The sequence below is a fragment of the Cellulophaga sp. RHA19 genome, assembly GCF_002813425.1.
GTDB lineage: Bacteria > Bacteroidota > Bacteroidia > Flavobacteriales > Flavobacteriaceae > Cellulophaga.
The window spans coordinates 273144-297657 of record NZ_PHUL01000001.1 but is presented as its reverse complement, the minus strand read 5'-3'; the positions used below and the strand labels follow the sequence as shown (position 1 = coordinate 297657).

Below are 24514 nucleotides of genomic sequence, written 5' to 3'. Positions count from 1 at the left end.
TTTGAGAACAGGGGCAAAACAAAATCTTTCACCATTATATAGGTTTGTATTTATATGTGTGCTTTTTTTAGGTGCAACAACTTTTGCGTTTGCGCAAGATGGTGAACAAGAACAGGAACAAGATTCAGTAAAAACAGGTGTGGCGCTTGGTAAAATAGCGTTGCCAAACCCTAATAGTATTGTTTCTAAATATACATACGATCCAGACTTAGATAAGTATGTTTACTCAGAAAAAGTAGGAGAGTTTAATATAAGTTATCCTATTTACTTAACCCCAGATGAATATTTTGAGTTGGCTCGTAAAGAGGGAATGAAAAACTATTTTAAAGAAAAAGCAGATGCTTTTTCTGGTAAAAAAGCGGGTAGTGAAGAGGCTAGAAAAAACTTATTGCCTAATTTTTATGTAAATAATAATTTTTTTCAATCAATATTTGGTGGTAATACTATAGAAGTTATTCCAACAGGTTCTGTTGCTATGGATTTGGGTGTTATTTGGCAAAAAAATGATAACCCGTCTTTATCTCCAAGACAGCGTACTAATACGTCTTTTGATTTTGACCAGCAGATACAACTTAGTATGCTGGGTAAAATTGGAGAAAGATTGCAAGTTAGTGCAGATTATAATACAGAGGCAACTTTTGATTTTCAGAATTTAGTAAAACTAGACTATACGCCTACAGAGGATGATATTATACAAAAAATAGAAGTTGGTAATATTAGTATGCCGTTAAACAGCTCTTTAATTACAGGAGCACAAAGTTTATTTGGTGTTAAAACACAGCTTCAATTTGGTAAAACATTGGTTACGGCAGTTTTATCAGAACAAAGATCTCAAAACAATACTGTTGTTGCGCAAGGTGGCGGTACAGTAGAAGAATTTTCTTTTTCAGCCTTAGATTATGATGAAGATAAACACTTTTTTTTAGCGCAATATTTTAGAGATAATTATGATGCTGCTTTAGAGAACTATCCATACATACGTAGTCAAGTACAAATTACAAGGTTAGAGGTTTGGGTAACCAACAGAAGGCAAGAGACATTAAATGTTAGAAATGTAGTTGCAGTACAAGATTTAGGTGAATCTAATTCTGGCCAAACAAGAATTGGTAAAAGTGGTGGTGCGCCAGCAGGTTTTTTTAACGCTAGTACTGCAGATAATTTACCATTTAACAATGCCAATGACTATGATCCTGCTTTAATAGGTAATGGTGGTGCTCTTACTAATCAAATTAGAGACATAGCAACTGTACAAGCTGGTTTTAATGTACCTGGATATACAGTTAACCAGGGTTTTGATTATACAATTTTAGAAAACGCAAGAAAATTAGATATTGGTAAGGGTGAGTATACATTTAACTCTCAATTAGGTTATATTTCATTAAGTCAGCGCTTAAGTAATGATGAGGTTTTAGGGGTGGCCTTTCAATATACCTACCAAGGAAAGGTTTATCAAGTTGGTGAATTTGCAAATGGAGGCTTAGAGGCAACATCTGTTTCTGCAGGTGCTACACCAATAGTAGAAAATAATACGTTAATTTTAAAATTACTTAAAAGTAATATTACTGCCGTGCAAGATCCTATCTGGGATTTAATGATGAAAAACATTTATAACACAGGCGCATATCAGTTAAGTCAAGAAGATTTTAAATTAAATATTTTATATACAGACCCAACTCCAAGAAACTATATTACTCCAGTTGCAGAAGGTGCAGGTTCTGGTTGGCCAACAACTCCAAAACCATTACAAGAGCGTATTTTATTAGATGTTTTTAACTTAGATAGGTTAAATGCTTACAATGATGTACAGTCTGGTGGAGATGGATTTTTTGATTATGTAGAAGGTTTAACAATAGACTCTCAGAACGGAAATATAATGTTTACAAAAGTGGAACCTTTTGGAGAATATATTTTTAATGAATTGGGTGGTGGTGTTTATGATGTAGAAAATGATCAAGGTTATAATGATAACCAAAAAAAGTATGTGTTTAGAAATATGTATTCACGTACAAAGTCTGCTGCTCTAGAAGATGCAGATAAAAACAAATTTTTAATAAAAGGTAAATATAAGTCTGCTGGTATAAATGGTATTCCTATTGGAGCATTTAATGTGCCAAGAGGTTCTGTGCGTGTTACTGCAGGAGGTAGGCAATTGCAAGAAGGTATAGATTACACTGTAAATTACTCTGCCGGAACAGTACAAATTTTAGATCCAAGTTTAGAGGCTAGTAATACGCCAATAAATATATCTGTAGAAAATAATGCTGTATTTGGTCAGCAAACAAGACGATTTACAGGGGTAAATGTAGAGCATCAGTTTAACGATAAATTTGTTCTGGGAGCTACATTTTTAAATTTAAATGAGCGTCCCCTTACTCAAAAATCATCTTACGGTGTAGAACCTGTAAATAATACAATGTTTGGTTTAAATGGTAATTTCTCTACAGAAATTCCGTTTTTAACTAGATTGGTAAATAAGTTGCCAAATATAGATACAGATGTGCCGTCTAATTTATCGGTACGTGGTGAGGTTGCTTTTTTAAAGCCTAATTCTCCTAAAAATGCAAATTTTGAAGGAGAAACAACTACCTATATAGATGATTTTGAAGGTGCACAATCTTTAATAGATATCCGATCTTCTTTGGGGTGGTATTTAGCAAGTACGCCATTAGAGTTTGCGGATCCAAGCGGACAATTATATGGTAGCGCTCCAAATGATACAGAAAACTTAAGAAATGGTTTTGGTAGAGCTAAAATGGCTTGGTATTCTATAGATCGTCTTTTTTATTCTAACCAAAGACCTTCTGGTATTAATGATAATGATATTTCTTTAAACGCAACTAGAAGAGTTTTTATAGATGAGGTTTTTCCTAAGGTAGAGATTGCACAAGGACAAACAACAACTCAGGGGACTTTAGATTTGGCATACTATCCAAATCAAAAAGGACCTTATAATAACAATGCGGATTTTAGTACAGAAGCGCCAGAAGAAAAATGGGCAGGTATTATGCGCCCAATGAGTAGTACAAATTTTGAGCAAGCAAATGTTGAGTTTGTTCAGTTTTGGGTTTTAGATCCTTACGTGGATGGAGAAACAACTAGTCAGGGAGAATTGGTTTTTAATATTGGTAATATCTCAGAAGATATTTTAAAAGATGGAAAAAAACAATATGAAAACGGATTGCCAGGTGTTAGTAGTAATGACTTGGTGTCTGAAACATCGTGGGGGAAAGTACCAGCAACACAATCTTTAGTGTATGCTTTTGATGCAGAAGAAAATAATAGAACATTACAAGATTTAGGGTATGATGGTTTAAGTGATGCAGATGAGTCATCTATATTTACAAACAACCCAGCTAATGACCCTGCTTTAGATAACTATGAATATTATTTAAATAAGGACGGTAGTATTTTAGAACGCTATATTAATTATAATAATCCACAAGGAAATTCACCTATACAGGTTACAAATACTAACCGTGGGTCTACAACGTTACCAGATGTAGAAGATATAGATAGAGATTTAACAATGAATACTGTAAACAGTTACTATGAGTACAGAATTCCTATTAAGCCTAATACCTCTATAAATGACAAGTACGTTACAGATATAAAAGAAGGGCAAACACCAACGTTGCCAAATGGTAGTGTTTTAAATAGAAGATGGATACAGTATAAAATTCCGTTAAGTGATTTTTCTGATGCTATTGGAGGTATTACAGATTTTAGATCTATTAGTTTTATGCGTATGTATTTAACTGGCTTTTCTGATAATGTAGTAATGCGTTTTGCAACATTAGATTTGGTACGAGGAGATTGGCGTACATATACAAAATCTTTAGAGCCAGACGTAGATAATAACCCTGATGATGATGGTACTTTTGTAGACGTTGCAACAGTAAATATAGAAGAAAACAACACACGTTCTCCAATTATTTATGACCTGCCTCCTGGTTTACGTAGAGAACAGTTAAATAATAACAATACAATTGTACAGCAAAACGAACAATCGCTTTCTTTTAAAATTGAAAATTTAGAGCCTCAAGATTCTAGGGGTGTATTTAAAAATGTAGATGTAGATATTAGACAGTATGAGCGTCTTAAAATGTTTATTCACGCAGAAGAAATTTTAGAAACAGATTTTCCTGATGGAGAAAGACCATTAGTAGGTTTTTTAAGAATAGGAACAGATTTTAGTCAGAATTTTTATCAAATAGAAGTTCCATTAGAATTTACTGCACACGGAGAGAGTGATAGAGAAAAGATTTGGCCAGATGATAATGAGATATTAATAGAGTTGGCTGACTTAAACAAAATAAAATCTTATGGTATAGCCGGACAAACACTAAATCAAATTAATTATTACGAAATTATAGATGGTGAAGTTGTTCCTGTAAATGAGTTTGATGCTCGCCAACCCGGTGTAATGCGTATTGGTTTAAGAGGAAACCCGTCATTAGGAAGTATACGTAGTATGATGGTGGGTGTTAAAAATACAGATGATGCTCCTGCACGTGGAGAAGTTTGGTTTAATGAGCTTCGTTTAGCAGGTTTAGATAGCAAAGGAGGATGGGCAGCAATTGGAGCTGTAGATTTAAATTTTGCAGATTTTGCAGATGTATCTGTAACAGGTAGTAAAAGTACTTCTGGTTTTGGAGGTATAGATCAAATGCCTAATGAGCGTGCAAGAGAAGATGCTATGTCTTACGATGCTGTTACTAATATTAATTTAGGTCAGTTATTGCCTAAAAAGTTAGGAATACAATTACCATTTAATTACGGAATTTCTGAGCAGTTAATTACACCAGAGTTTGATCCTGTTTATGACGATTTAAAATTAGAAGATAGAATTGCGGCTGCACAATCTAAAGAAGATGCAGACGCTATAGAAGAACAAGCACAAGATTACACAAAAAGAACAAGTATAAACTTTATTGGAGTTCGTAAAAATAGAAGTGAAGAAGCAGATGCTAATTTTTACGACGTAGAAAACTTTACGTTTAACTATTCTTATAACGAAACAAATCACAGAGATTTTGAAGTTGCTAAATTAAAAGATCAAAATGTGGTGGCAGGCTTAACATATGCACACAATTTTGAGCCAGTAGAAATTGCACCTTTTGCTAAAAAAGATTCTTTATTTACAGGTAAATACTTAAAGTGGTTAAAAGATATCAATTTAAACTTGTTGCCAACTAGTATTGCGGTAAATTCAAATATTAACCGTCAGTTTAACCAACAACGTTTTAGAGATGTTGTAGAGCCTGGAGTAGATGCTTTGGCGTTGCCAGAGTTGCAGCAACGTAACTATATGTTTAATTGGCAATACAATATTAATTACAGTTTAACCAAGTCGTTACGTTTTAATATATCAGCTTCTAATAATAATATTATTCGTAATTATTATAAAGATGAAAGTAGTGCAGACTTAGCAATTAACGATGAGCTAAATATTTGGGATGGTTTCTTTGATATTGGTGAGCCAAACAGACACGCGCAACAATTTGAGTTAAACTATGATATTCCTTTTGATAAAATACCAGCATTAGATTTTATAAGTGCACAATACGTTTATACTAGTAATTTTGACTGGCAACGTGGAGGTGATGCATTAAAAGAAGTTGCAGGCGAGGATATTAATAGAATACAAAATGCAAGTACACATACAATTGCAACCAATTTAACAATGCAGAAATTGTATGATAAAATAGGTCTTAAAAAATCTAAAGGAAAAGCAAAACTTACAACCAACAGAGAAGATAAAGCTGGGAATACTCCAAAAGCTAAAAACGGAGGGTTAGGTAAAATTGCTACCGACCTAGTTACAATGGTTAAACGTGTAAATTTTAATTACACAGAAACAAGAGGTAAGCAACTTCCTGGTTATACAAACTCAATTGGTTTTGTAGGAACAACAAAGCCTAGTTTAGGATTTGTTTTTGGTAGTCAAGAAGACATACGTTATGATGCAGCTAGGAGAGGGTGGTTAACTACGTTTTCAGATTTTAATGAACAGTTTGTGCAAGAAACAAACAGACAGTTAGATATAACTGCCGTAGCAGAACCAATTAGAGATTTAACCATAGATATTACTGCTAACCGAAATTTATCTGAACGCTACCAAGAAAGTTTTTCTGTAGCTATAGAAAACGGAGAGTATGAGTACCAAAATCTTTTAGGTAATAACTTTGGTAATTTTGGTATCTCTACAATGATGATAAAAACAGCTTTTGCAAAAAGTGATGAGTTTGAGTCTTCTACTTTTGATCAGTTTAAAGAGAATAGATTAATTATAGCAAACCGATTAGCAAACAATACTGGAGCAAGAGATGCAGAAGGGTATCCAGAGCGTTACGGAAAAACAAGTCAAAATGTTTTACTGCCAGCGTTTGTTGCAGCATACACAGGTCAAGATGCCTCAAAGGTAAAACTAGGTGCATTTAGGAATTTTCCAATTCCAAACTGGAGGCTAAAGTATACAGGTTTAATGCGTATTAATTGGTTTAAAGAAAAATTTAAGCGTTTTTCAATTAGTCACGGTTATAGAGCATCATACAATATCAACTCTTTTCAAACCAATTTAGAAAGAGAAAATACAACCATAGATCCTGAAACTCAAGATTTCTTACCAGAGAATATTATGGCAAATGTGGTCTTAACAGATCAATTTAACCCACTAGTACGTTTAGATTTTGAAATGAAAAATTCTATGAGTATTGTGGCAGAATTACAAACAATGAGGGCTTTAACAATGAGTTTTGATAATAACTTGTTAACCGAGTTAGATAGTAAGGATTATACAGTTGGTTTAGGATATAGATTTAAAGATGTAAATTTTGTTACTAATATAGGAGGAGATAAAATGCGTTTTAAAGGAGATTTAAATTTAAAGTTAGATGCTACTTTAAAAGACAATATTACTATCATTAGAAACCTAGAGTTAAATAATAATCAAATAACATCTGGTCAAAATGTATTTTCATTAAAGTTTGGAGCAGATTATGCGTTAAGCAAATCGTTAGAGGTAGCTTTCTTTTATGATCATTCGTTCTCTAAATTTGCGGTTTCTACAGCTTTCCCGCAAACAACTATAAATACAGGTTTTACATTTAAGTACAACTTTGGAAACTAAATACAAGTCCTAATTTGTAAGTGTTTTATGTGTAATTGTTAAATCCTTATTTAAAAAGAAAATTTTCTTGTAATTTTTCAAATTAAATAATTTTCAAATCATTTTTTATCTGTTACATTTGCTGCATTAATTAAAATAATACTAAAATGAACATACCATCAGAATTAAAGTATACTAAGGATCACGAGTGGGTTAAAATAGATGGCGATGTAGCCACTGTTGGAATTACAGATTTTGCTCAAGGAGAGTTAGGAGACATAGTTTATGTTGAAGTTGAGACATTAGATGAGACCTTAGATAAGGATGAGGTTTTTGGTACTGTAGAGGCTGTTAAAACTGTTTCAGATTTATTTTTACCATTAACAGGTGAAATAATAGAATTTAATGAGTCTTTAGAAGATGAGCCTGAAAAGGTAAATACAGACCCTTATGGAGATGGTTGGATGATAAAAATTAAGATAAGTGATGCATCTCAGGCAGAAGAATTGATGAGTGATGCTGATTATAAAGACTTAATTGGTGGTTAAAAAGCCAATTTATACCATATTATTTATAAGCTGGGTAGTGTTAATCACATTACTCAGCTTATTTTCTTTTAGTAATACAGATCTTCCTTCTGTAAAAATACCTAACATAGATAAGTTAGTTCATTTTACATTTTATAGTGTTGCAACTATTTTAGGGGTACTCTCTTTAAAAGAGTTTTTTAAGGTGAAAAAAGTTAAAAGTCTAATTGTATGGTATTTAGTATTTTCTTTAATTGCTTATGGCATAATTATTGAAGTATTACAAAACACCGTTACCGTTACAAGAAGTGCAGAGTTTTTAGATTTTGTAGCAAACACAATAGGTGTTTTTGTAGGCTTAATTGTTGCAAACCGACTTTTTTTACGGGAAAGAATATTAAAATGAAAAAATTAATTGTTTATTTAGATAATATTTATTTAAATTAGCGAACACTAAATTAAAACCTATGGAACCAAAGAAAAATCCACAAGCTGACTTAACAAAAAACAGCGGTCTTTATTTTGCAATAGGACTAGCTCTTGTTATGTTTCTTGTATGGCAAGCATTAGAGTACAAAAAATACGATGAAGATAACTCATATGACATTACACAGAATGTGGATGATATGTTAGATGAAGAAGTTCCAATGACAGAACAAATTAAAACTCCACCACCTCCACCGCCACCACCAGCAGCACCAGAAGAGATTGCCGTTGTTGAAGATGACGTAGAGATAGAGGAGTCTGTTATACAAGATACTGAGTCTGATGAGGAAGAAGAAGTAATGGATGTTGAAGACGTTGTAGAAGAAGAAGTAGAAGTAGATGTAGATGTACCTTTTTCTGTAATTGAAGATGTGCCAATTTTCCCAGGATGTGAAAAAGTAAAGAAAAAAGGAGCAAAAGCTTTAAGAGATTGTTTTAATGAAAAAATGAACAAGCACATTAGAAAGCACTTCCAGTATCCAGAAATTGCTCAAGAAATGGGTATTCAAGGTAGAGTAAGTGTACGTTTTGTTATTCAAAAAGACGGTTCTATTGGTCAAGTTCAAATGCGTGGTCCAGACAAAAACTTAGAAAAAGAAGCAGCCAGAATTATTGGAAAACTTCCTAAGATGACACCTGGTAAACAAAGAGGTAGAGCTGTACGTGTTCCATTTAGCTTACCTATTACATTTAGATTACAATAAGCAGTAATTGCTTTTAAGTTATATAAGAATCCGGACCAATTTGGTTCGGATTTTTTTTATGTCATTTTTTTTATAAAAAATTAAACCCCAAGCAGTTGCTTGGGGTTTTTTGGTATACTATTTGTGTTTTAACATAATTGTAACAAATAAAAAATAGTATTATGAAAACAAACACAGAAAATTCTGGTGATTTCCACGGCAATGGAAGTCACAGAGCGTCTACCAATGCAACTCCAAAAAAGAGTAAGCACGATGCAAATCTACGAAAAAACAGTTTCTTAAACTTTCAAATTGGTCTTGTTGTGGCAATGGGTCTGGTTTATTTAGCTTTAGAGTCTTCTTATGCTTTTGTAGAGGATAAAGAGGTAAGACCAACAGAGCTAGAGGCAGAGATGGTAGAATATCATCCAGATTTAGATAACTTTAAAGTTGAAGAAGATAAGCCAAAAGAAAAGGTGTTGGCAAAAGCTGTTACAAACCCAGATAAAATTAAAATAGCAGATGACGATACAGTTGAAGATGTTACAGATTTTATTGATGATACGGAAGTTAACCCAGAAGAACCTGTGGCTGTAAGTAGTATTATAGAAAGCAAAATTATTGAAGAACCAATAATACCATTAGATGTAGTAGAAGAGGTTCCAATTTTTCCAGGTTGTGAAAAAGTTGCGAAAAATAAACGAAAAGACTGTTTTAATAAAAAAATGCAAAAACACGTTAAACGTTATTTTAGGTACCCAGATGCAGCTATAGAAATGAGAGAGCAGGGCAAAGTTAGTGTAATGTTTAAAATTGGTACAGATGGTGTTGTAAAAGACGTGCAAATGAGAGGTCCTTCTAAAATTTTAGAAAAAGAGGCGCAACGCATTATAGCTAAGTTGCCAAAGATGACTCCGGGTAGGCAGGGTAAAAGCAATGTTGTTGTTCCTTACTCAATACCAATTAATTTTAAATTGCAATAAGTTTGTGTAATAACTATAGAAACCGCTTGTTTTAACAAGTGGTTTTTTTGTGTAGTTTGTTTAATTATCAACCAAAATATAAACCTTCATAATTGGTTGTAAAGAAATCAATTAGGTTATATCTTTGCAATCCATAAAAATTAAGGATGAAAACTGCGGTTGGTACAGCAAATGAAGCTACAGATGTTTCGGCATTTGCAGATTTTAAAGAAATAACAAAGGCAAGGCTAGCTGTAAGTGTAGTTTTTTCTTCAATAGCTGGTTATTTCTTAGGCGCAGATAAAATAGACTTTACTGTTTTGCTATTATTGGCTTTTGGTGGGTACTGTATGGTAGGTGCATCAAATGCATTTAATCAAATTATTGAAAAAGATTTAGATGCGTTAATGAATAGGACTAGAAACAGACCTATTCCTGCCGGTAGAATGACGGTTACTACTGCATCTATTGTAGCTGTAGCAATGACAATTGCAGGTATTGTTGCTTTGTATTTAGTAAATCCAAAGACAGCAATGTTTGGAGCAATATCTATATTCTTATACACCTGTGTTTACACACCTTTAAAGACTAAAACACCTTTAGCTGTTTTTGTTGGTGCTTTTCCAGGTGCAATACCATTTATGTTAGGTTGGGTTGCAGCAACAAATGAGTTTGGCATAGAGCCAGGAACATTGTTTATGATTCAGTTTTTTTGGCAGTTTCCTCACTTTTGGGCTCTTGGTTGGATGCTAGATGAAGATTATAAGAAAGGCGGATTTAAAATGTTGCCAACAGGTAAAAAAGATAAAGGAACAATTATTCAGATAATTATGTATACTATTTGGATGATGATAATATCTGTAGTGCCAGCTTTTGGTTTTACAGGGGCATTGCAGTTGTCTGTAGTGGCTGCTGTAATTGTGTTTATTATGGGCGGAGTAATGTTGTTTTTTGCTTTTCGCTTGTTTGATAATAGAGATAATGCTTCTGCTAGAAAATTAATGTTAGCAAGTGTTACTTACATTACGCTTATGCAAGTGGTATATGTTGTAGATAAGTTTGTGTAATAAAATATAGATAGGTAATTAATTTTACTTTTAAATTAATAAGTGTTTACTAAATGGATTTAACTCAAAAATCAGAAAAAGAGAAGTCAGACAATGCTAAAAAAATGATGCTTTGGTTTGGTATTGTTAGTTTAATTATGGCATTTGCAGGTTGGACTAGTGCATATATAGTTAGTAGCTCTAGAGAAGATTGGTTAAAAGATTTTGATTTGCCATCTGCTTTCTTCTGGAGTACTTTAATTATAGTGGTAAGTAGTATTACTTACTTTTTAGCGGTACAAGCAACCAAAAAGGATAAAAAATCACAAGCAACCACGTATTTGTTGGTTACACTGGCTTTGGGTATAATTTTTATAGTATTACAATTTGTTGGTTTTTCTCAGTTAATAGGTAATGGTTTTTATTTTACTGGGCCAACAAGTAGTATTACAATGTCTTATATCTTTTTAATTGCTGTTGTGCACGTGGCGCACGTTGTAGCAGGACTTGTTTCTTTAATAGTTGTTATTGTAAATCAACTAAAAAATAAGTACTCATCAACAGAGGTTAATGGTTTAGAAATAGGAGCAACCTTTTGGCATTTCTTAGATTTGTTATGGGTTTATTTAATCTTATTCTTTTATTTATATCGATAATAAATAGAAATAAAGTTAATTTCAGTTAAATTTTGGTTTTTGTATAGCCGAAAAAAATGTAAATTTGCGGAACTTAACTAGACTTTGGGTTTATTTAAGTGTTTTTTAAAAATAATAGAGCGTAGTTAAACGTTCTTAGTTTATAAATTTTAAATTGTATATGGATACTACGGTAACAACAGGTACAGCGGAAAGTGTTTGGAGCGGAGGAAGTAAAAACAAACCTTTAGGCGCTAGCTATGGTAAAATGATGATGTGGTTTTTCATCGTTTCTGATGCATTAACTTTTTCTGGCTTTATAGCAGCTTACGGATTTTCTAGATTTAAATTTGCAGATAGCTGGCCTATTGCAGATGAAGTATTTACCCACGTTCCTTTGGTACACGGTAATTTTCCTATGATATATGTTGCTATAATGACATTTATCTTAATTATGTCTTCTGTAACTATGGTACTGGCTGTAGACGCAGGTCATAAACTACAGAAAACAAGAGTTACTTGGTATATGTTTTTTACTGTTATTGGTGGTATTATCTTCTTAAGTTCACAGGCTTGGGAATGGGCTACTTTTATTAAAGGTGATTTTGGAGCTATTGAGACAAAAGGTGGTAGAATATTACAATTTGTTAATGCAGATACAGGTAAGAGAGCTGCAATTAGAGATTTTGCAACTCCTTTACACGAGGATAGAGTAGACCATACAAACAACAAGGGTGTTTGGTTTTTTGGAGAAAGTGCTTTGCCAACATATTCTGTTAATGAAGTGGTAACAGGTTTTAAAGCAGATCCTAATATTTTAGTTAGAGTTGAAAACATTGATGAAAACGGACACAAAATTCTTTTATCAAGAGAAGAGTCTTTAAAAAGGCTAGCAGGTTCTAAATACGTTGTAGAAGGTGCAAACCTTATTCATAATGAATACGGGAGCAGATTGTTTGCAGATTTCTTCTTCTTTATTACAGGTTTTCACGGTTTTCACGTATTCTCAGGAGTATTAATTAATATCATTATATTCTTTAACGTAATCATAGGTACTTATGAGCGTAGAGGACATTATGAGATGGTAGAAAAAGTTGGTCTTTATTGGCACTTTGTAGATTTAGTTTGGGTATTTGTATTTACCTTCTTCTACCTAGTATAATAGCAGATTAAAAAAGAATTACATTACGTATAATAATATAGCATAAAATGGCACACGAACATAAATTAGCGATTTTTAGAGGAAAATTAAAGTTTAAAGATAATATCCAGAAGATTTGGGGTGTTTTAATATTTTTATCTATTGTAACTTTAGTAGAAGTTATTTTAGGTATTTATAAGCCAGCAATTTTAATGAAACCATTAATTTCTGCCTTTGAGCCTGGTTTTTTTGGTTCTACATTAAACTTTTTATTGTCTCCATTTATTTACTTAAAGCCTCTAAACTTAATATTTATAGTATTAACAATAGTAAAAGCATATTACATTGCTTGGGACTTTATGCACTTGCGTGACGAGAAAAAAGGGTTTAGAAGATCTATAGTATGGACACCAGTATTTTTAATAAGTTACTTAGTATTTATACTATTAACAGAGGGTAGTTATATCTATGATGTTTACCATAGTGGTTTTATAAAATGGAACTTCTAACATTTAGCATCATTTAACAATATATAAAGGCGGTTTTTAAACCGTCTTTTTTTATTTTTGTACCATTATGAAAAAAACCTTTGTAATGGTAGTTTTATTTATCCTACCAATTGTAGCTTACCTTTTTTTTGCCAGTGGCATACACAATTTTGGTAGACTACCAATACTAACTAATAATGTTGGTGAGTTATCTAGTTTTTCTACAGATACACAATTAAAAAATAAAATTTCTATAGTTGGCTTTCTAGGTGATAATGTAGAGCAGAAAAAGGGAACTGCATTTAACTTAAATCAAAAAATATACAAACACTTTTTTGAGTTTAAAGATTTTCAGTTTGTTATGCTTGTAGCAAACGGGCAAGAAAAAGAAGTAGAAAAACTTAAAAAGGAACTTTCTGTTTTGGCTGATATCAAAAATTGGAAATTTGTATATGGTAATGCAGATCAAATTAAATCTTTTCATAAAGAATTAAGAACAGACATAACTTTAGAGGATGATTTAAGCTCTCCTTATGTTTTTATAGTAGACAAAGATTTAAATCTACGTGGTAGAACAGATGATGAAGATGAGGGTACTAAATACGGTTTTAACACCATTTCTGTGGCTGAGTTAAATAATAAGATGGAGGATGATGTTAAGATTATTTTAGCCGAATACCGTATGGCCTTAAAAAAGAACAACGCAGAACGTAAGTAACGTAAAGTAGCTTTTTATGAAAAAAAATAATTACAACTATATTTGGATTTCTTTTATAATCTTGGTTTTTGGAATAATTTTTATACCAAAAATTATAAGTAGAATTAGTGATGATACTATTGTAGAAAACGATCGTATGAACAAGAAAGATAATAAAGGTAATCTTGCATATATAGAAATTAACGGTAATAAAAAAAGAGTTCCAGATTTTACCTTTATTAATCAAGATAGCTTAGTGGTTTCTAATAGAGATTATTTAGGTAAAGTTTATATAGTAGAATTCTTTTTTACTTCCTGTCCTACAATTTGTCCTATAATGACAAAGAACTTGGTTAAAATTCAGAATGACTTTAAAGATGTAGAAAACTTTGGTATTGCTTCTTTTACCATAGATCCTAAGAATGATACTCCTACTACTTTAAAGACATACACAGAAAAGTACGGAATTACCAATTTAGACTGGCATTTAATGACGGGAGATAGGGATCTTATTTATGAGCTTGCAAACAAAGGATTTAATATCTTTGCACAACAAAACCCTAGCGTACCAGGTGGTTTTGAGCATTCTGGTATGTTTGCCTTAGTGGATAAGAGGGGTTTTATTCGTTCTAGAGTAGATGAGTTTGGAAATCCACTTATTTATTACAGAGGAACAATATCTGAAGCAGAAGGTGTTAATGATGAAGGAGAAAAAGAGCAGATAAGTATTTTAAAAGAAGATATAAAAAAGTTGTTAGATGAGTAAGGTTGAAGACGCTAGTGTAAAAGAGAAAAGGTTTAATAAAATAATTACAGTTGTATCTATTATAGTGCCTGTGGTTGTAGCTCTTTTATTTAAAGTTAAAATACCAGATGTAGAGCCTTTATCTTTTTTACCTCCTATTTATGCGTCAATAAACGGACTTACTGCTGTGTTTTTAATTGCAGCCGTAATTGCTATTAAAAATGGTAAGCAAAAGCTGCATCAAAATTTAATGACCACTTGTATAGTGTTCTCTCTTGCTTTTTTGGTAATGTATATTGCGTATCATATGACTTCAGAATCTACGCCTTTTGGAGGTGAAGGTGTTGTAAAATATATTTACTTGTTCATTTTAATTACGCATATTATATTATCTATTATAATAATACCTTTGGTAATGAGAACTTATGCTAAAGCTTACTTAAAGCAATATGACGCACATAGAAAATTAGCAAAAATTACTTTTCCTATTTGGTTGTATGTTGCGGTTACTGGTGTTGTAGTTTATGTTATGATATCTCCTTACTATGTTTAAGAATACAGCTATGAAAAAAATATTATTCTTTGTTTTTGTTTTGTTTTTTTTACTACCTCAAGCAACAGAAGCACAATGTGCAATGTGTAGAGCAGTTTTAGAAAGTGAGGGTAATGTTACAGTTGCAAAGGGTATAAATAATGGTATTAAGTATCTAATGGCAGTGCCATATGTACTGGTTGGTGTGTTATTTTACTTCGTTTATAAAAAAATGAAAGCTTAGTTTTAACATTCTATTAGTAGTAATACACTACAATTTTAGTTTTCTTAGCATCCTTATACACAGTAAATTACTATAATTGCTTGTTGTTTGTTTACTTTTTAAAAATATTAAGATTAATAAAATCCCTGTTTTTATGGGATAGTGGTTTTTTTAAAACTGCTAATTTTAATTTTAACATTTTTTTCACATTTTAATTGTAACTAAACATAAGTTGGGTAGTCTTACAGGTGTACTAAGTACAAAGCCAAAAAAAACTAACACCAATGATAGAAATTAAAGACCTTCATAAGTCTTATAAAATGGGTAGCAATTCGTTGCACGTTTTAAAAGGTATCAATTTTAATGTAGAAGAAGGAGAACTTGTTGCAATTATGGGTTCTTCAGGATCTGGAAAATCTACACTCCTTAATATTTTAGGAATGCTAGATGTTTTAGATGAGGGTACTTACACTTTAGATGGTGTGCCAATTGTTAATCTTAATGAAACAAAGGCGGCTAAGTACAGAAATAAATTCTTAGGGTTTATATTTCAATCTTTTAATCTTATCAATTATAAAAGTGCAGCAGAGAATGTAGCACTTCCTTTATACTACCAAGGTGTTGGTAGAAAGGAGCGTCAAGAAAAAGCACTTAAATATTTGGAGCAAGTTGGACTAAAACAATGGTCTGGCCACTTACCTAGTGAGCTTTCTGGAGGTCAAAAACAGCGTGTGGCTATTGCTAGGGCTTTGGCAGCAGAACCTAAAGTGTTAATGGCAGATGAGCCAACAGGAGCCTTGGATAGTAAAACATCTTATGAGGTTATGGATCTTTTGCAAAAGATTAATGACGCAGGTAATACTATTTTAATTGTAACTCACGAGCCAGATATTGCAGATATGTGTAAGCGTATTGTGCACTTAAAAGATGGTGTAATAGTAGAAGATAAAAAGGTAGACCAAGTAAGAGCATCACAATATGTTTAGTAGAGACGCTTGGAAAGAAATTTTTGAAACCATTCAAAAAAATAAGCTAAGAACATTTTTGTCGGGCTTTACGGTAGCTATTGGTATCTTCATTTTTGTTGTGCTTTTTGGCTTTGGTAACGGACTTACAAATACATTTGCTAAATTTTTTGGTGATGACGCAACCAATGTATTCTTTATTTTTCCTGGTAGAACATCTGTACCATATTCTGGTTACAAAGCAGATAGGCAAATAGAGTTTGATAATAGTGACCTTGAAGACATTGAAAAAAACTTTGCAATGTTTGTAGACTATGTTACTCCTAGAATTACAAGGAGCGGTTTGGTTAAATACAAAAACGAGTCTAATAACTATCCCAATATGGGTGTAGCTCCTTCTCATCAATTTAACGAGAAGACAATAATGATGAAGGGGCGTTATATCAACAATCAAGATATAAAAGACAAAACCAAGTATGCAGTTATTGGTAGGTTGGTAGAAAAGGATTTGTTTAAAGGAGAAGAATCTCTTGGTGAATATATTGATATTGCAGGTAGTTCTTTTAAAGTTATAGGAGTTTTTCAAGATGATGGTGGAGATAATGAAGAGCGAAAAATTTACATACCGTATACTACAAGACAACTTATAGAAAAGAATACAGATAAAATAGGGCAAATAGTATTGGGCTTTAAACCTCAAATAGGGTATTCTGGAGCTATGTCTTTAGAAAATAGCTTAGAAAAATATCTTAAAAGCAAAAAGTTTATCAATCCTAATGATGAAAACGGACTATTTATTAGAAACATTGCAGACCAATTAAAACAAAATCAGCAACTAGCAAGTGTGTTGCAAATTATAGTTTCTTTTGTAGCATTTGGTACCATTATAGCTGGTATTATAGGTATTAGTAATATTATGGTTTTTGTAGTTAAAGAGCGTACTAAAGAATTGGGTATACGTAAAGCGCTAGGGGCTACACCTAAATCTGTAATTAGCACAATTTTGCTAGAGTCCATTTTTATTACCACAATATCTGGTTTTATAGGGATGATTTTAGGTACTGTTCTCCTCAATGCAATGGGAGATACTTTAGAAGATTATTTTATTACCGATCCATATATAGACACCGGAATTGCAATTTTTGCAACCATTCTATTAATAATATGTGGTGCACTTGCAGGATATGTGCCAGCCAGAAAAGCGGCCAAGATTAAACCAATTGTAGCATTAAGAGACGAATAGTATGAAGTTTATATTTGATAGTAATACTTGGCAAGAGATTTTTGGTTCTATTGGAAAAAATAAAACCAGAACAGCAATTACCGTAGTTGGTGTGCTTTGGGGAATTTTTATATACATAGCCTTAGCTGGTGCAGCAAAAGGTTTAGATAATGGTTTTGAACGTGCTTTTGAGAGTACAGCAATGAACAGTATGTTTGTTTGGGCACAAAGTACAAGTATGCCTTATGAAGGGTTTAAAACAGGACGTTCTTTACAATTAAAACTAGAGGATGTAAATACATTAAAAAACAGAATTCCAGAAATACAATACATAGCTCCAAGAAATGCAAAAGGAGTTTTTGGAGGAAGCCAAGCAGCTGTAGTTAGAGGGCAAAAATCTGGTACAGCACCTGTTTATGGGGATTTTCCTATTTATACTAAAATAGCAACTAAAAAAATATATGATGGTGGTCGTTTTATAAACGATGAAGATATAGAGCAAGCTCGTAAAGTTGTAGTTATTGGAGAGCGTACAGAAAAAGAACTTTTTGAAGAAGGAGAAAATCCAATTGGTGAATTTGTTAGGGTAGATAATATTTACTTTCAAATTGTAGGTGTACATAAATATGTTCCTGGAGGTGGTTTTGAGGGAGATACAGATATGTACATACCTTATTCTACCTATAAAAAATTATACAATACAGGAGAAAATGTAGATTGGCTAACCATTGCAGCTTATGATGATGCAGATGTTATACAAGCAGAAAAAGATGTAAAAGCGGTATTAAAAAGTATACACAGAGTTAATCCTGATGATGAAAGAGCTATTGGTGCTTTTAACTTAGGAGAAATTTTTAACAGAATTACAGGCTTTGCAAAAGGACTTACATTTTTGTCTTTAATAGTAGGTATAGCAACCATATTAGCTGGTGTAATAAGTATTGGTAATATATTACTAATATCTGTAAAAGAACGTACAAAAGAGTTAGGTGTTAGGCGTGCTTTAGGAGCAACACCTAGAGAGGTGCGTAACCTAATTTTACTAGAGTCTGTTTTTTTAACAGTTGTTTCTGGTATTATGGGTATTGTGTTAGGAGCATTTGTATTGTTTTGTATAGATGCGGCTACGCAAGGAACAGATTTTCCATATACAAACCCTACTTTGCCAATTTCCTATGTGTTAGGAGCATTAGGTATTATGGTGGTTTTAGGAACGCTAATAGGACTAATACCTGCGCAAAGAGCAGTAAGCATTAAACCAATTGATGCATTAAGAGAAGAATAAAAATTAAAACTAAATATAACTAAATCAATCAAAATGAATAAAGTGCTAAAATATACACTAATAGTGGTAGCTGTATTGGCTGTATTGTGGGCAGCAGCCTTCTTTATTAAGACAAATAGTAAGTCTTCAATTTCTTATGAAACTAAAAAACCATTTATCTCTAGTATAGAGAAAAAATCTGTTGCTACTGGTAAATTAGTACCAGAGGAAGAAGTAGAAATAAAGCCTCAAATTTCTGGAATTATTGAAAAAATATATTTAGAAGAAGGCGTAGAGGTTAAGTCTGGAGATTTAATTGCAGTTATTAAGGTTGTACCTAATGAGCAGTCTTTAAACCAAGCTAGTGGTAGAGTTAAAACTGCGCAGTTGGCATTAAATAATGTAAAATTAGAGTATGACAGAAATAAGGCTTTGTTTGAAAAGGACGTTATTTCTAAGCAAGATTTTGATAATATTAAGCTAAGGTATGACCAAGCTCAGCAAGATGTATCTAACGCACAAGCAGATTATCAAATTATTAGAAAAGGTTCTGCTGGTGGTTCTTCTAGTGCAAATACAAACATTAGAGCAACTGTAAGTGGCACAATTTTAGAAATTCCTGTAGAGGAAGGAGACCAAGTAATTGAAAGTAATAACTTTAATGATGGTACAACTATAGCATCTATTGCAGACCTTAAAAAAATGATTTTTGAGGGTAAAGTAGATGAAGGTGAAGTAGGAAAACTTAAAGTTGGTATGCCTTTAAAAGTTAGTTTAGGAGCTGTAGATGATAAAGAATTTGATGCTAAATTAAGGTTTATTGCACCAAAGGGAGTTGAAGAAACAGGTGCTGTACAATTTAAAATTGAAGGTGATGTTGTGGTTGATGAAGGAATAATGATACGTGCTGGTTATAGTGCAAATGCATCTTTTATATTAGAAAAGAAAAGTGATGTTATGGTATTACCAGAAGCATTGTTGCAATTTGATAAAAACACGGATAAGCCTTATGTAGAAGTTGCAAAGGGAGATCAGCAGTTTGAGCGTAAAGACATTGAAATTGGTATTTCTGATGGTGTAAACGTAGAAATACTATCTGGACTTACAGAAAACGATGCTGTTAAAATTTGGAACAAAACTGAGCCTGTTAAAAAAGGCGATGATGAAGAAAAAACTACTGAAGATAAAGAGTAGGTAAAACACTAATATCATCAAACAAAAATATATGAAACTTAAAATATCACTAATACTACTTCTGTTTGCTGCCACATTAACCAATGCGCAACAAAAAAAATGGAGTATTGAAGAATGTATAAATTATGCATTAGAAAACAATATAGATGTAGAGCAGTTAGAACTGCAATTAGAGAGCACTAAATTAGGTGAGTCTGATGCTTTGGGAGATTTTCTACCAAGCTTAAATGGTTCAACTAACGGTTCATGGAGTAAGGGTTCTGCTTTTGACCAGACAACAAATAAAAGGGTATCTGGTACGTTTTTCTCTCTAAACGCTGGTCTGTCATCTGGAGTTGCACTTTTTAATGGTTTGCGTAACATACATAATTATAACAAAGCAAAATTAAATACTATTGCTAGTCAATACAGATTAGATGGTACTAAAGATAATATTGTACTTAATGTGGCTAATGCTTATTTAGATGTTTTAGCAGCCAAAGAGTCTTTAAAGGTTATAGTACTTCAGTCTGAACTTTCAGATAAAGATTACGAACGTACAAAAGCACTAGTTGAAGCTGGTACAGTGCCAAAAGGAGATTTGTTAGAACTAGAAGCAACTATAGCTGATTATGAGCAGCAAAAGGTAAACGGAGAAAACAATGTTGTGCTTAGAAGATTATTTTTGGCTCAATTATTACAAATTACAGATTATCAAAATTTTGATATAGCAGAATCTAGTTATGAGGTTCCGCCGTCTGAGATATATAATTATACAGCAAAAGAAGTTTATGATAAAGCACTTACAATTAGAGGTAATATAAAATTAGTAGAGACAAATATTGATATAGCAGAAAAAGATGTTAAAATAGCTAAAGGAGCTCTGTATCCTACGCTTAGTGCATCTATTGGGTACAATACTAGTTACTCTAGTTTTGAAAAAAGAATTACCAATGCAAGCTTTACAGATCAGTTGTCAGCGAATGATGGTATTGGTTATGGTATGAGTTTAAGTGTACCTGTATTTAACGGTTTTAGCGTACGTAATAATATTAGAAGGTCTAAACTTAATTTGGAGCAAACTAAGCTACAGGCAGAGCAAGAGAAGCTAGCATTAGAGGCAAGTATCAATCAGGCATATTTAGATGTTAGGTCTTTTGGAAAAAGATATGAGGCTGCTCAAAAAACATACGATGCAAGAAAACAAGCGTATGATTTTGCTAAAGAACGTTTTGATGTTGGCTTAATGAATGCTTTTGATTTTAGTCAGTCACAATCTAGATTAGATAATGCAGCTGTAGATGTGGTAAATGCTAAATACAACTACATATTCAGAATTAAAATATTAGAAATATACTATGGCATACCAGTTACGCTAGAGTAAATTAAATACATAATTTTTAAAGTCCATTAAGCTATATGTTTAATGGACTTTTTTTATGTTATAACTTGTATCTTTGTGGGCTATGGCAATTATCTTAAATATAGAAACAGCTACCACTAACTGCTCTGTAAGTGTGGCTAAAGACGGAAAAGTGTTGGCTTTAAAAGAGTACAATAGTGCTAGTTTTTCGCATGCAGAACAACTGCATATTTTTATAGAAGAAGCTTTAAAAATGGCTTCTTTGACACTAAAAGATATTAACGCTATTGCAGTTAGCAAAGGTCCTGGTTCTTATACAGGTTTAAGAATTGGTGTTTCTGCAGCCAAAGGATTATGTTTTTCTTTAGATGTGCCATTAATTTCTATTGCTACGTTGTCTAGTTTAGCACATCAAACAAAACCTAAAAAAAATGAAGCTGTTGTGGCTGTTTTAGATGCAAGACGTATGGAGGTGTATTCTGCCGTTTTCTTAAATGATTTTACTCAAGTTAAAGAAACTGAGGCAAAAATTATTGATGAAACTTCTTATGAGGATGTTTTAAACACATATAGTAAAGTACACTTTGTAGGTTCTGGAGCAGAAAAAATTAAAAACACTTTAGACGCTACAAATACAGCATATATTTTAGATGCTGTGCCTTCTGCTAAAGAAATGTGTACATTGTCATTTATTAAGTTTAAAAATTCAGATTTTGAAGATGTGGCTTATTTTGAGCCATACTACCTTAAGGACTTTATGATTGTAAAACCTAAGGTAAAAAAATAACCCCATCTAACGTAGTTAAATGAGGTTGTAATTTTATCAATTTTAAATTTAATTATTTAGCTTGATTCATAACACGTTGTGGGAAAGGAATTTCAATGTCATTATCATCAAACCTAAGCTTTAATTCCTCTATAACATAAAAGTGTGCTGCCCAAAAATCTTCGTTTTTAGCCCAAAAACGTAAAGATAAATTAACAGAACTATCTGCAAGCTCTGCAACATATACCTCTGGCATTGGTTCTTTAAGTATGTCTTGTCTTTCGCTACATATTTGCAATAAAATTTCTTTTGCAAGTTTAATATTAGAACTATATCCAATACCTACTGTAATTTTATCTCTTCTTGTGCTTTCTATATTGTAGTTTACAATGTTGTTGTTAGATAACTGTCCGTTTGGTATAATGGCAACTTGATTACCAAAAGTAGTTAGCTTTGTTGTAAATATTGATATTTCTTTAACTGTACCATCTACTCCTTGTGCCGTGATAAAGTCACCTACTTTAAAAGGTTTAAAAAGTAGAATTAAAACACCACCAGCAAAATTAGCTAAAGAACCTTGCAGTGCTAAACCTATTGCTAAACCAGCAGCACCAATAACTGCTACCAATGATGATGATTGTACACCAAGCTGAGTTATAACTAATACAAATAAAACTACTTTTAGAGCAATTTTAATAAAGCTTTGCAAAAACGATTCTAACGTTGGGTCATAATCCTTAACCGCAAAGAATTTTGCTACCATACGGTTAATGAATTTTGTTACCCATAAACCCACAATTAAAATAATTGCTGCTACTATTAAGTTAGGGAGAAACTCCCAGAACTTAGCTATAAATTTCTCTGCGTATTCTTCGTAATCTGTTAATATACTCATCTTCATTTTCTCTTTTTGTTTATACAAAGCAAAGAAAAAAAATACTCTTCTAAATGGGCTTTAACATTATATTAAAAATCAAATTATGATTTTAAAGAGCTGTACCTCTATGTTGTTTGTAAAGTCTATTTATAATGCTTTTTAAGACTTTTATGCTAGGGTATGTAGTTGTTAATTTAAGACTGCTAAGCAGCTCTAATGGCTTATTTGGTTATTAATTATATAAGGTTAAAAAAAGTGACCTATAGTTAATTTTTTAAATACCCTATAAAATAAAAATAGCGCCTAAAAAGGCGCTATTTAATTGTATTATTTTAATAGGTAAAAATTATTTTACTTCAAAAGTAATTTTAAGGTTTACTCTAAATTCTGTTACTTCACCGTCTTTAACAATTGCACTTTGGTCTTGTACATAAACAGATTTAATGTTTTTTACAGATTTTGATGCTTGTACAACTGCTTTTTTGGTTGCATCTTCCCAACTCTTGTCAGAGTTAGATAATACTTCAATAACTTTTAAAATTGCCATAATTAATGTGTTTAGATTTCTATAAAAATAGCAAAATTATTTTACATTTAAAACTGATTATTAGCCGTTTAAAGCAACAACTTCATTTATTTTGTCTCCCATTAAGTTTTTAAGTGTATTCTCTATACCGCTTTTAAGAGTAAAAGTTGAAGACGGGCAACCACTACAAGCACCTTGTAATACAACGTTTACGGTTTTTGTAGTCTCGTTGTAAGACTTAAACATAATGTTACCACCATCACTAGCAACAGCAGGTTTTATATATTCTTCTAAAATGTCAATAATTTGTTTAGAGGTGTCGTCTAAGTTTTCATCTTGTAATTGTGTAGCAGGCGCTTCTTGTTTTTGCTTGCTTATGCTATTAGCAGAAACAACCTCTTTTCCTTCTGTTAAGAATGCTTGTATACTTTCTCTAACTTCTAATGTAATCTCATTCCAATCTGCATCTTCAGTCTTAGTAACAGAAACATAATTTTCATCTAAAAAAACTTCTTTTACAAATGGAAATTTAAATAACTCTGTAGCTAACTCAGAGTCTTTTGCTTCTTCTTTATTTTTAAATTCAAAAATTGTTGGTACAATTAATTTATTAGCAACAAAACGCATAGCTGCTGGGTTAGGTGTATTTTCTGCATAAACTGTTGCAGGTACACTTTGTGGGTCTTCTTGTTCGTGAACAATAACTTCGCCACTATTTAAATATTCTACCAATTGCTGGGCTACTTCATCTTTAACATCATCCCAAGCAACAATATCAAAACGTTCTAATGCTATAAAGTTACCAGAGATATAAACAGTTTTTATAAATGGTAAGTAAAATAATTGCTGCGCTAAAGGAGAATTTTTAGCATCATCAATATTTTTATATTCGTAGCTATTATTTTTAGTTATAAAGTGATTAGTTTCAAACTTTAATATAGCTGGATTTGTTGTTGTATATATGGTAATATTATGCTCTTTCATCTTAAAAAAATAATTTTTACAAAAGTACAAACAAATTCACTCATACCATATATAATAATATAGTGTATGTAAACGTTTTAATATAAATTTAATACTTTTGG

At 32.1% G+C, this 24514-nt stretch carries 22 protein-coding genes; 19 read left to right on the top strand and 3 right to left on the bottom strand.

Annotated elements, in window-relative coordinates; all coding sequences use genetic code 11:
• Position 1 precedes the first annotated feature (1 nt).
• The 19 genes from sprA (at position 2) to tsaB (ending at position 22047) form a co-directional block, all read left to right on the top strand.
• Complete coding sequence (gene sprA / locus AX016_RS01315) at positions 2–7129, top strand: T9SS outer membrane translocon Sov/SprA (protein ID WP_100893882.1); 7128 nt, start codon at positions 2–4, stop codon at positions 7127–7129.
• A gap of 146 nt (positions 7130–7275) precedes the next feature.
• Positions 7276–7656: a glycine cleavage system protein GcvH gene (gene gcvH, locus AX016_RS01310; RefSeq protein WP_100893881.1), complete on the top strand. Its 381-nt coding sequence runs from the start codon at positions 7276–7278 to the stop codon at positions 7654–7656.
• Between the two features lie 37 nt (positions 7657–7693).
• A complete protein-coding gene (locus AX016_RS01305; RefSeq protein WP_157811053.1) occupies positions 7694–8041 on the top strand; it encodes a VanZ family protein in 348 nt (115 codons plus the stop codon).
• Between the two features lie 61 nt (positions 8042–8102).
• The gene (locus tag AX016_RS01300) at positions 8103–8825 is read left to right on the top strand and encodes an energy transducer TonB (protein ID WP_100893879.1); all 723 of its coding nucleotides are present in this window, start codon (positions 8103–8105) and stop codon (positions 8823–8825) included.
• A 161-nt stretch (positions 8826–8986) separates the two neighbouring features.
• The gene (locus AX016_RS01295; RefSeq protein ID WP_100893878.1) at positions 8987–9787 is read left to right on the top strand and encodes an energy transducer TonB; all 801 of its coding nucleotides are present in this window, start codon (positions 8987–8989) and stop codon (positions 9785–9787) included.
• Between the two features lie 146 nt (positions 9788–9933).
• Positions 9934–10833: a heme o synthase gene (cyoE, locus tag AX016_RS01290; protein WP_100893877.1), complete on the top strand. Its 900-nt coding sequence runs from the start codon at positions 9934–9936 to the stop codon at positions 10831–10833.
• A 53-nt stretch (positions 10834–10886) separates the two neighbouring features.
• On the top strand, positions 10887–11468 hold the full coding sequence (locus tag AX016_RS01285; protein ID WP_100893876.1) for a cytochrome c oxidase subunit 3: 582 nt from the start codon (positions 10887–10889) through the stop codon (positions 11466–11468).
• Between the two features lie 160 nt (positions 11469–11628).
• Positions 11629–12609, top strand: a complete 981-nt coding sequence (locus tag AX016_RS01280) for a cytochrome c oxidase subunit 3 (protein WP_100893875.1) — start codon at positions 11629–11631, stop codon at positions 12607–12609.
• Between the two features lie 47 nt (positions 12610–12656).
• The gene (locus AX016_RS01275; RefSeq protein ID WP_100893874.1) at positions 12657–13097 is read left to right on the top strand and encodes a cytochrome C oxidase subunit IV family protein; all 441 of its coding nucleotides are present in this window, start codon (positions 12657–12659) and stop codon (positions 13095–13097) included.
• A 67-nt stretch (positions 13098–13164) separates the two neighbouring features.
• The gene (locus tag AX016_RS01270) at positions 13165–13794 is read left to right on the top strand and encodes a hypothetical protein (RefSeq protein WP_100893873.1); all 630 of its coding nucleotides are present in this window, start codon (positions 13165–13167) and stop codon (positions 13792–13794) included.
• Between the two features lie 16 nt (positions 13795–13810).
• A complete protein-coding gene (locus AX016_RS01265) occupies positions 13811–14539 on the top strand; it encodes an SCO family protein (protein ID WP_100893872.1) in 729 nt (242 codons plus the stop codon).
• The gene (locus AX016_RS01260) at positions 14532–15071 is read left to right on the top strand and encodes a DUF420 domain-containing protein (RefSeq protein WP_100893871.1); all 540 of its coding nucleotides are present in this window, start codon (positions 14532–14534) and stop codon (positions 15069–15071) included. The genes AX016_RS01265 and AX016_RS01260 overlap by 8 nt, the downstream gene beginning before the upstream one ends.
• A gap of 10 nt (positions 15072–15081) precedes the next feature.
• Positions 15082–15294 (top strand): hypothetical protein, encoded by a 213-nt coding sequence (locus AX016_RS01255; protein ID WP_100896778.1) that lies wholly within the window; start codon positions 15082–15084, stop codon positions 15292–15294.
• A 263-nt stretch (positions 15295–15557) separates the two neighbouring features.
• Complete coding sequence (locus tag AX016_RS01250) at positions 15558–16259, top strand: ABC transporter ATP-binding protein (RefSeq protein WP_100893870.1); 702 nt, start codon at positions 15558–15560, stop codon at positions 16257–16259.
• Positions 16252–17481 carry an ABC transporter permease gene (locus AX016_RS01245; protein ID WP_100893869.1) on the top strand — a complete coding sequence of 410 codons (1230 nt, stop codon included), beginning with the start codon at positions 16252–16254 and terminating at the stop codon, positions 17479–17481. The genes AX016_RS01250 and AX016_RS01245 overlap by 8 nt, the downstream gene beginning before the upstream one ends.
• A gap of 1 nt (position 17482) precedes the next feature.
• On the top strand, positions 17483–18745 hold the full coding sequence (locus tag AX016_RS01240; RefSeq protein WP_100893868.1) for an ABC transporter permease: 1263 nt from the start codon (positions 17483–17485) through the stop codon (positions 18743–18745).
• A gap of 33 nt (positions 18746–18778) precedes the next feature.
• Positions 18779–19918, top strand: a complete 1140-nt coding sequence (locus AX016_RS01235) for an efflux RND transporter periplasmic adaptor subunit (protein WP_100893867.1) — start codon at positions 18779–18781, stop codon at positions 19916–19918.
• 31 nt (positions 19919–19949) lie between these two features.
• Complete coding sequence (locus AX016_RS01230; protein WP_100893866.1) at positions 19950–21281, top strand: TolC family protein; 1332 nt, start codon at positions 19950–19952, stop codon at positions 21279–21281.
• An 82-nt stretch (positions 21282–21363) separates the two neighbouring features.
• A complete protein-coding gene (tsaB, locus tag AX016_RS01225; protein WP_100893865.1) occupies positions 21364–22047 on the top strand; it encodes a tRNA (adenosine(37)-N6)-threonylcarbamoyltransferase complex dimerization subunit type 1 TsaB in 684 nt (227 codons plus the stop codon).
• Between the two features lie 52 nt (positions 22048–22099).
• On the opposite strand, the gene AX016_RS01220 is transcribed toward tsaB, so the two are convergent.
• The 3 genes from AX016_RS01220 to AX016_RS01210 all read right to left on the bottom strand — a co-directional run bounded on the left by AX016_RS01220 (position 22100) and on the right by AX016_RS01210 (position 24413).
• On the bottom strand, positions 22100–22921 hold the full coding sequence (locus AX016_RS01220) for a mechanosensitive ion channel family protein (RefSeq protein WP_100893864.1): 822 nt from the start codon (positions 22919–22921) through the stop codon (positions 22100–22102).
• 328 nt (positions 22922–23249) lie between these two features.
• A complete protein-coding gene (locus tag AX016_RS01215) occupies positions 23250–23450 on the bottom strand; it encodes a dodecin family protein (protein WP_100893863.1) in 201 nt (66 codons plus the stop codon).
• Between the two features lie 60 nt (positions 23451–23510).
• Complete coding sequence (locus AX016_RS01210) at positions 23511–24413, bottom strand: NifU family protein (protein WP_100893862.1); 903 nt, start codon at positions 24411–24413, stop codon at positions 23511–23513.
• Positions 24414–24514: the final 101 nt, after the last annotated feature.

Coding starts and splice junctions, on each gene's coding strand:
- gcvH (WP_100893881.1), top strand. CDS start 7,276: ATGAACATACCATCAGAATTAAAGTATACTAAGGATCACGAGTGGGTT.
- AX016_RS01300 (WP_100893879.1), top strand. CDS start 8,103: ATGGAACCAAAGAAAAATCCACAAGCTGACTTAACAAAAAACAGCGGT.
- AX016_RS01295 (WP_100893878.1), top strand. CDS start 8,987: ATGAAAACAAACACAGAAAATTCTGGTGATTTCCACGGCAATGGAAGT.
- cyoE (WP_100893877.1), top strand. CDS start 9,934: ATGAAAACTGCGGTTGGTACAGCAAATGAAGCTACAGATGTTTCGGCA.
- AX016_RS01285 (WP_100893876.1), top strand. CDS start 10,887: ATGGATTTAACTCAAAAATCAGAAAAAGAGAAGTCAGACAATGCTAAA.
- AX016_RS01280 (WP_100893875.1), top strand. CDS start 11,629: ATGGATACTACGGTAACAACAGGTACAGCGGAAAGTGTTTGGAGCGGA.
- AX016_RS01275 (WP_100893874.1), top strand. CDS start 12,657: ATGGCACACGAACATAAATTAGCGATTTTTAGAGGAAAATTAAAGTTT.
- AX016_RS01270 (WP_100893873.1), top strand. CDS start 13,165: ATGAAAAAAACCTTTGTAATGGTAGTTTTATTTATCCTACCAATTGTA.
- AX016_RS01265 (WP_100893872.1), top strand. CDS start 13,811: ATGAAAAAAAATAATTACAACTATATTTGGATTTCTTTTATAATCTTG.
- AX016_RS01260 (WP_100893871.1), top strand. CDS start 14,532: ATGAGTAAGGTTGAAGACGCTAGTGTAAAAGAGAAAAGGTTTAATAAA.
- AX016_RS01255 (WP_100896778.1), top strand. CDS start 15,082: ATGAAAAAAATATTATTCTTTGTTTTTGTTTTGTTTTTTTTACTACCT.
- AX016_RS01250 (WP_100893870.1), top strand. CDS start 15,558: ATGATAGAAATTAAAGACCTTCATAAGTCTTATAAAATGGGTAGCAAT.
- AX016_RS01245 (WP_100893869.1), top strand. CDS start 16,252: ATGTTTAGTAGAGACGCTTGGAAAGAAATTTTTGAAACCATTCAAAAA.
- AX016_RS01240 (WP_100893868.1), top strand. CDS start 17,483: ATGAAGTTTATATTTGATAGTAATACTTGGCAAGAGATTTTTGGTTCT.
- AX016_RS01235 (WP_100893867.1), top strand. CDS start 18,779: ATGAATAAAGTGCTAAAATATACACTAATAGTGGTAGCTGTATTGGCT.
- AX016_RS01230 (WP_100893866.1), top strand. CDS start 19,950: ATGAAACTTAAAATATCACTAATACTACTTCTGTTTGCTGCCACATTA.
- tsaB (WP_100893865.1), top strand. CDS start 21,364: ATGGCAATTATCTTAAATATAGAAACAGCTACCACTAACTGCTCTGTA.
- AX016_RS01220 (WP_100893864.1), bottom strand. CDS start 22,921: ATGAGTATATTAACAGATTACGAAGAATACGCAGAGAAATTTATAGCT.
- AX016_RS01215 (WP_100893863.1), bottom strand. CDS start 23,450: ATGGCAATTTTAAAAGTTATTGAAGTATTATCTAACTCTGACAAGAGT.
- AX016_RS01210 (WP_100893862.1), bottom strand. CDS start 24,413: ATGAAAGAGCATAATATTACCATATATACAACAACAAATCCAGCTATA.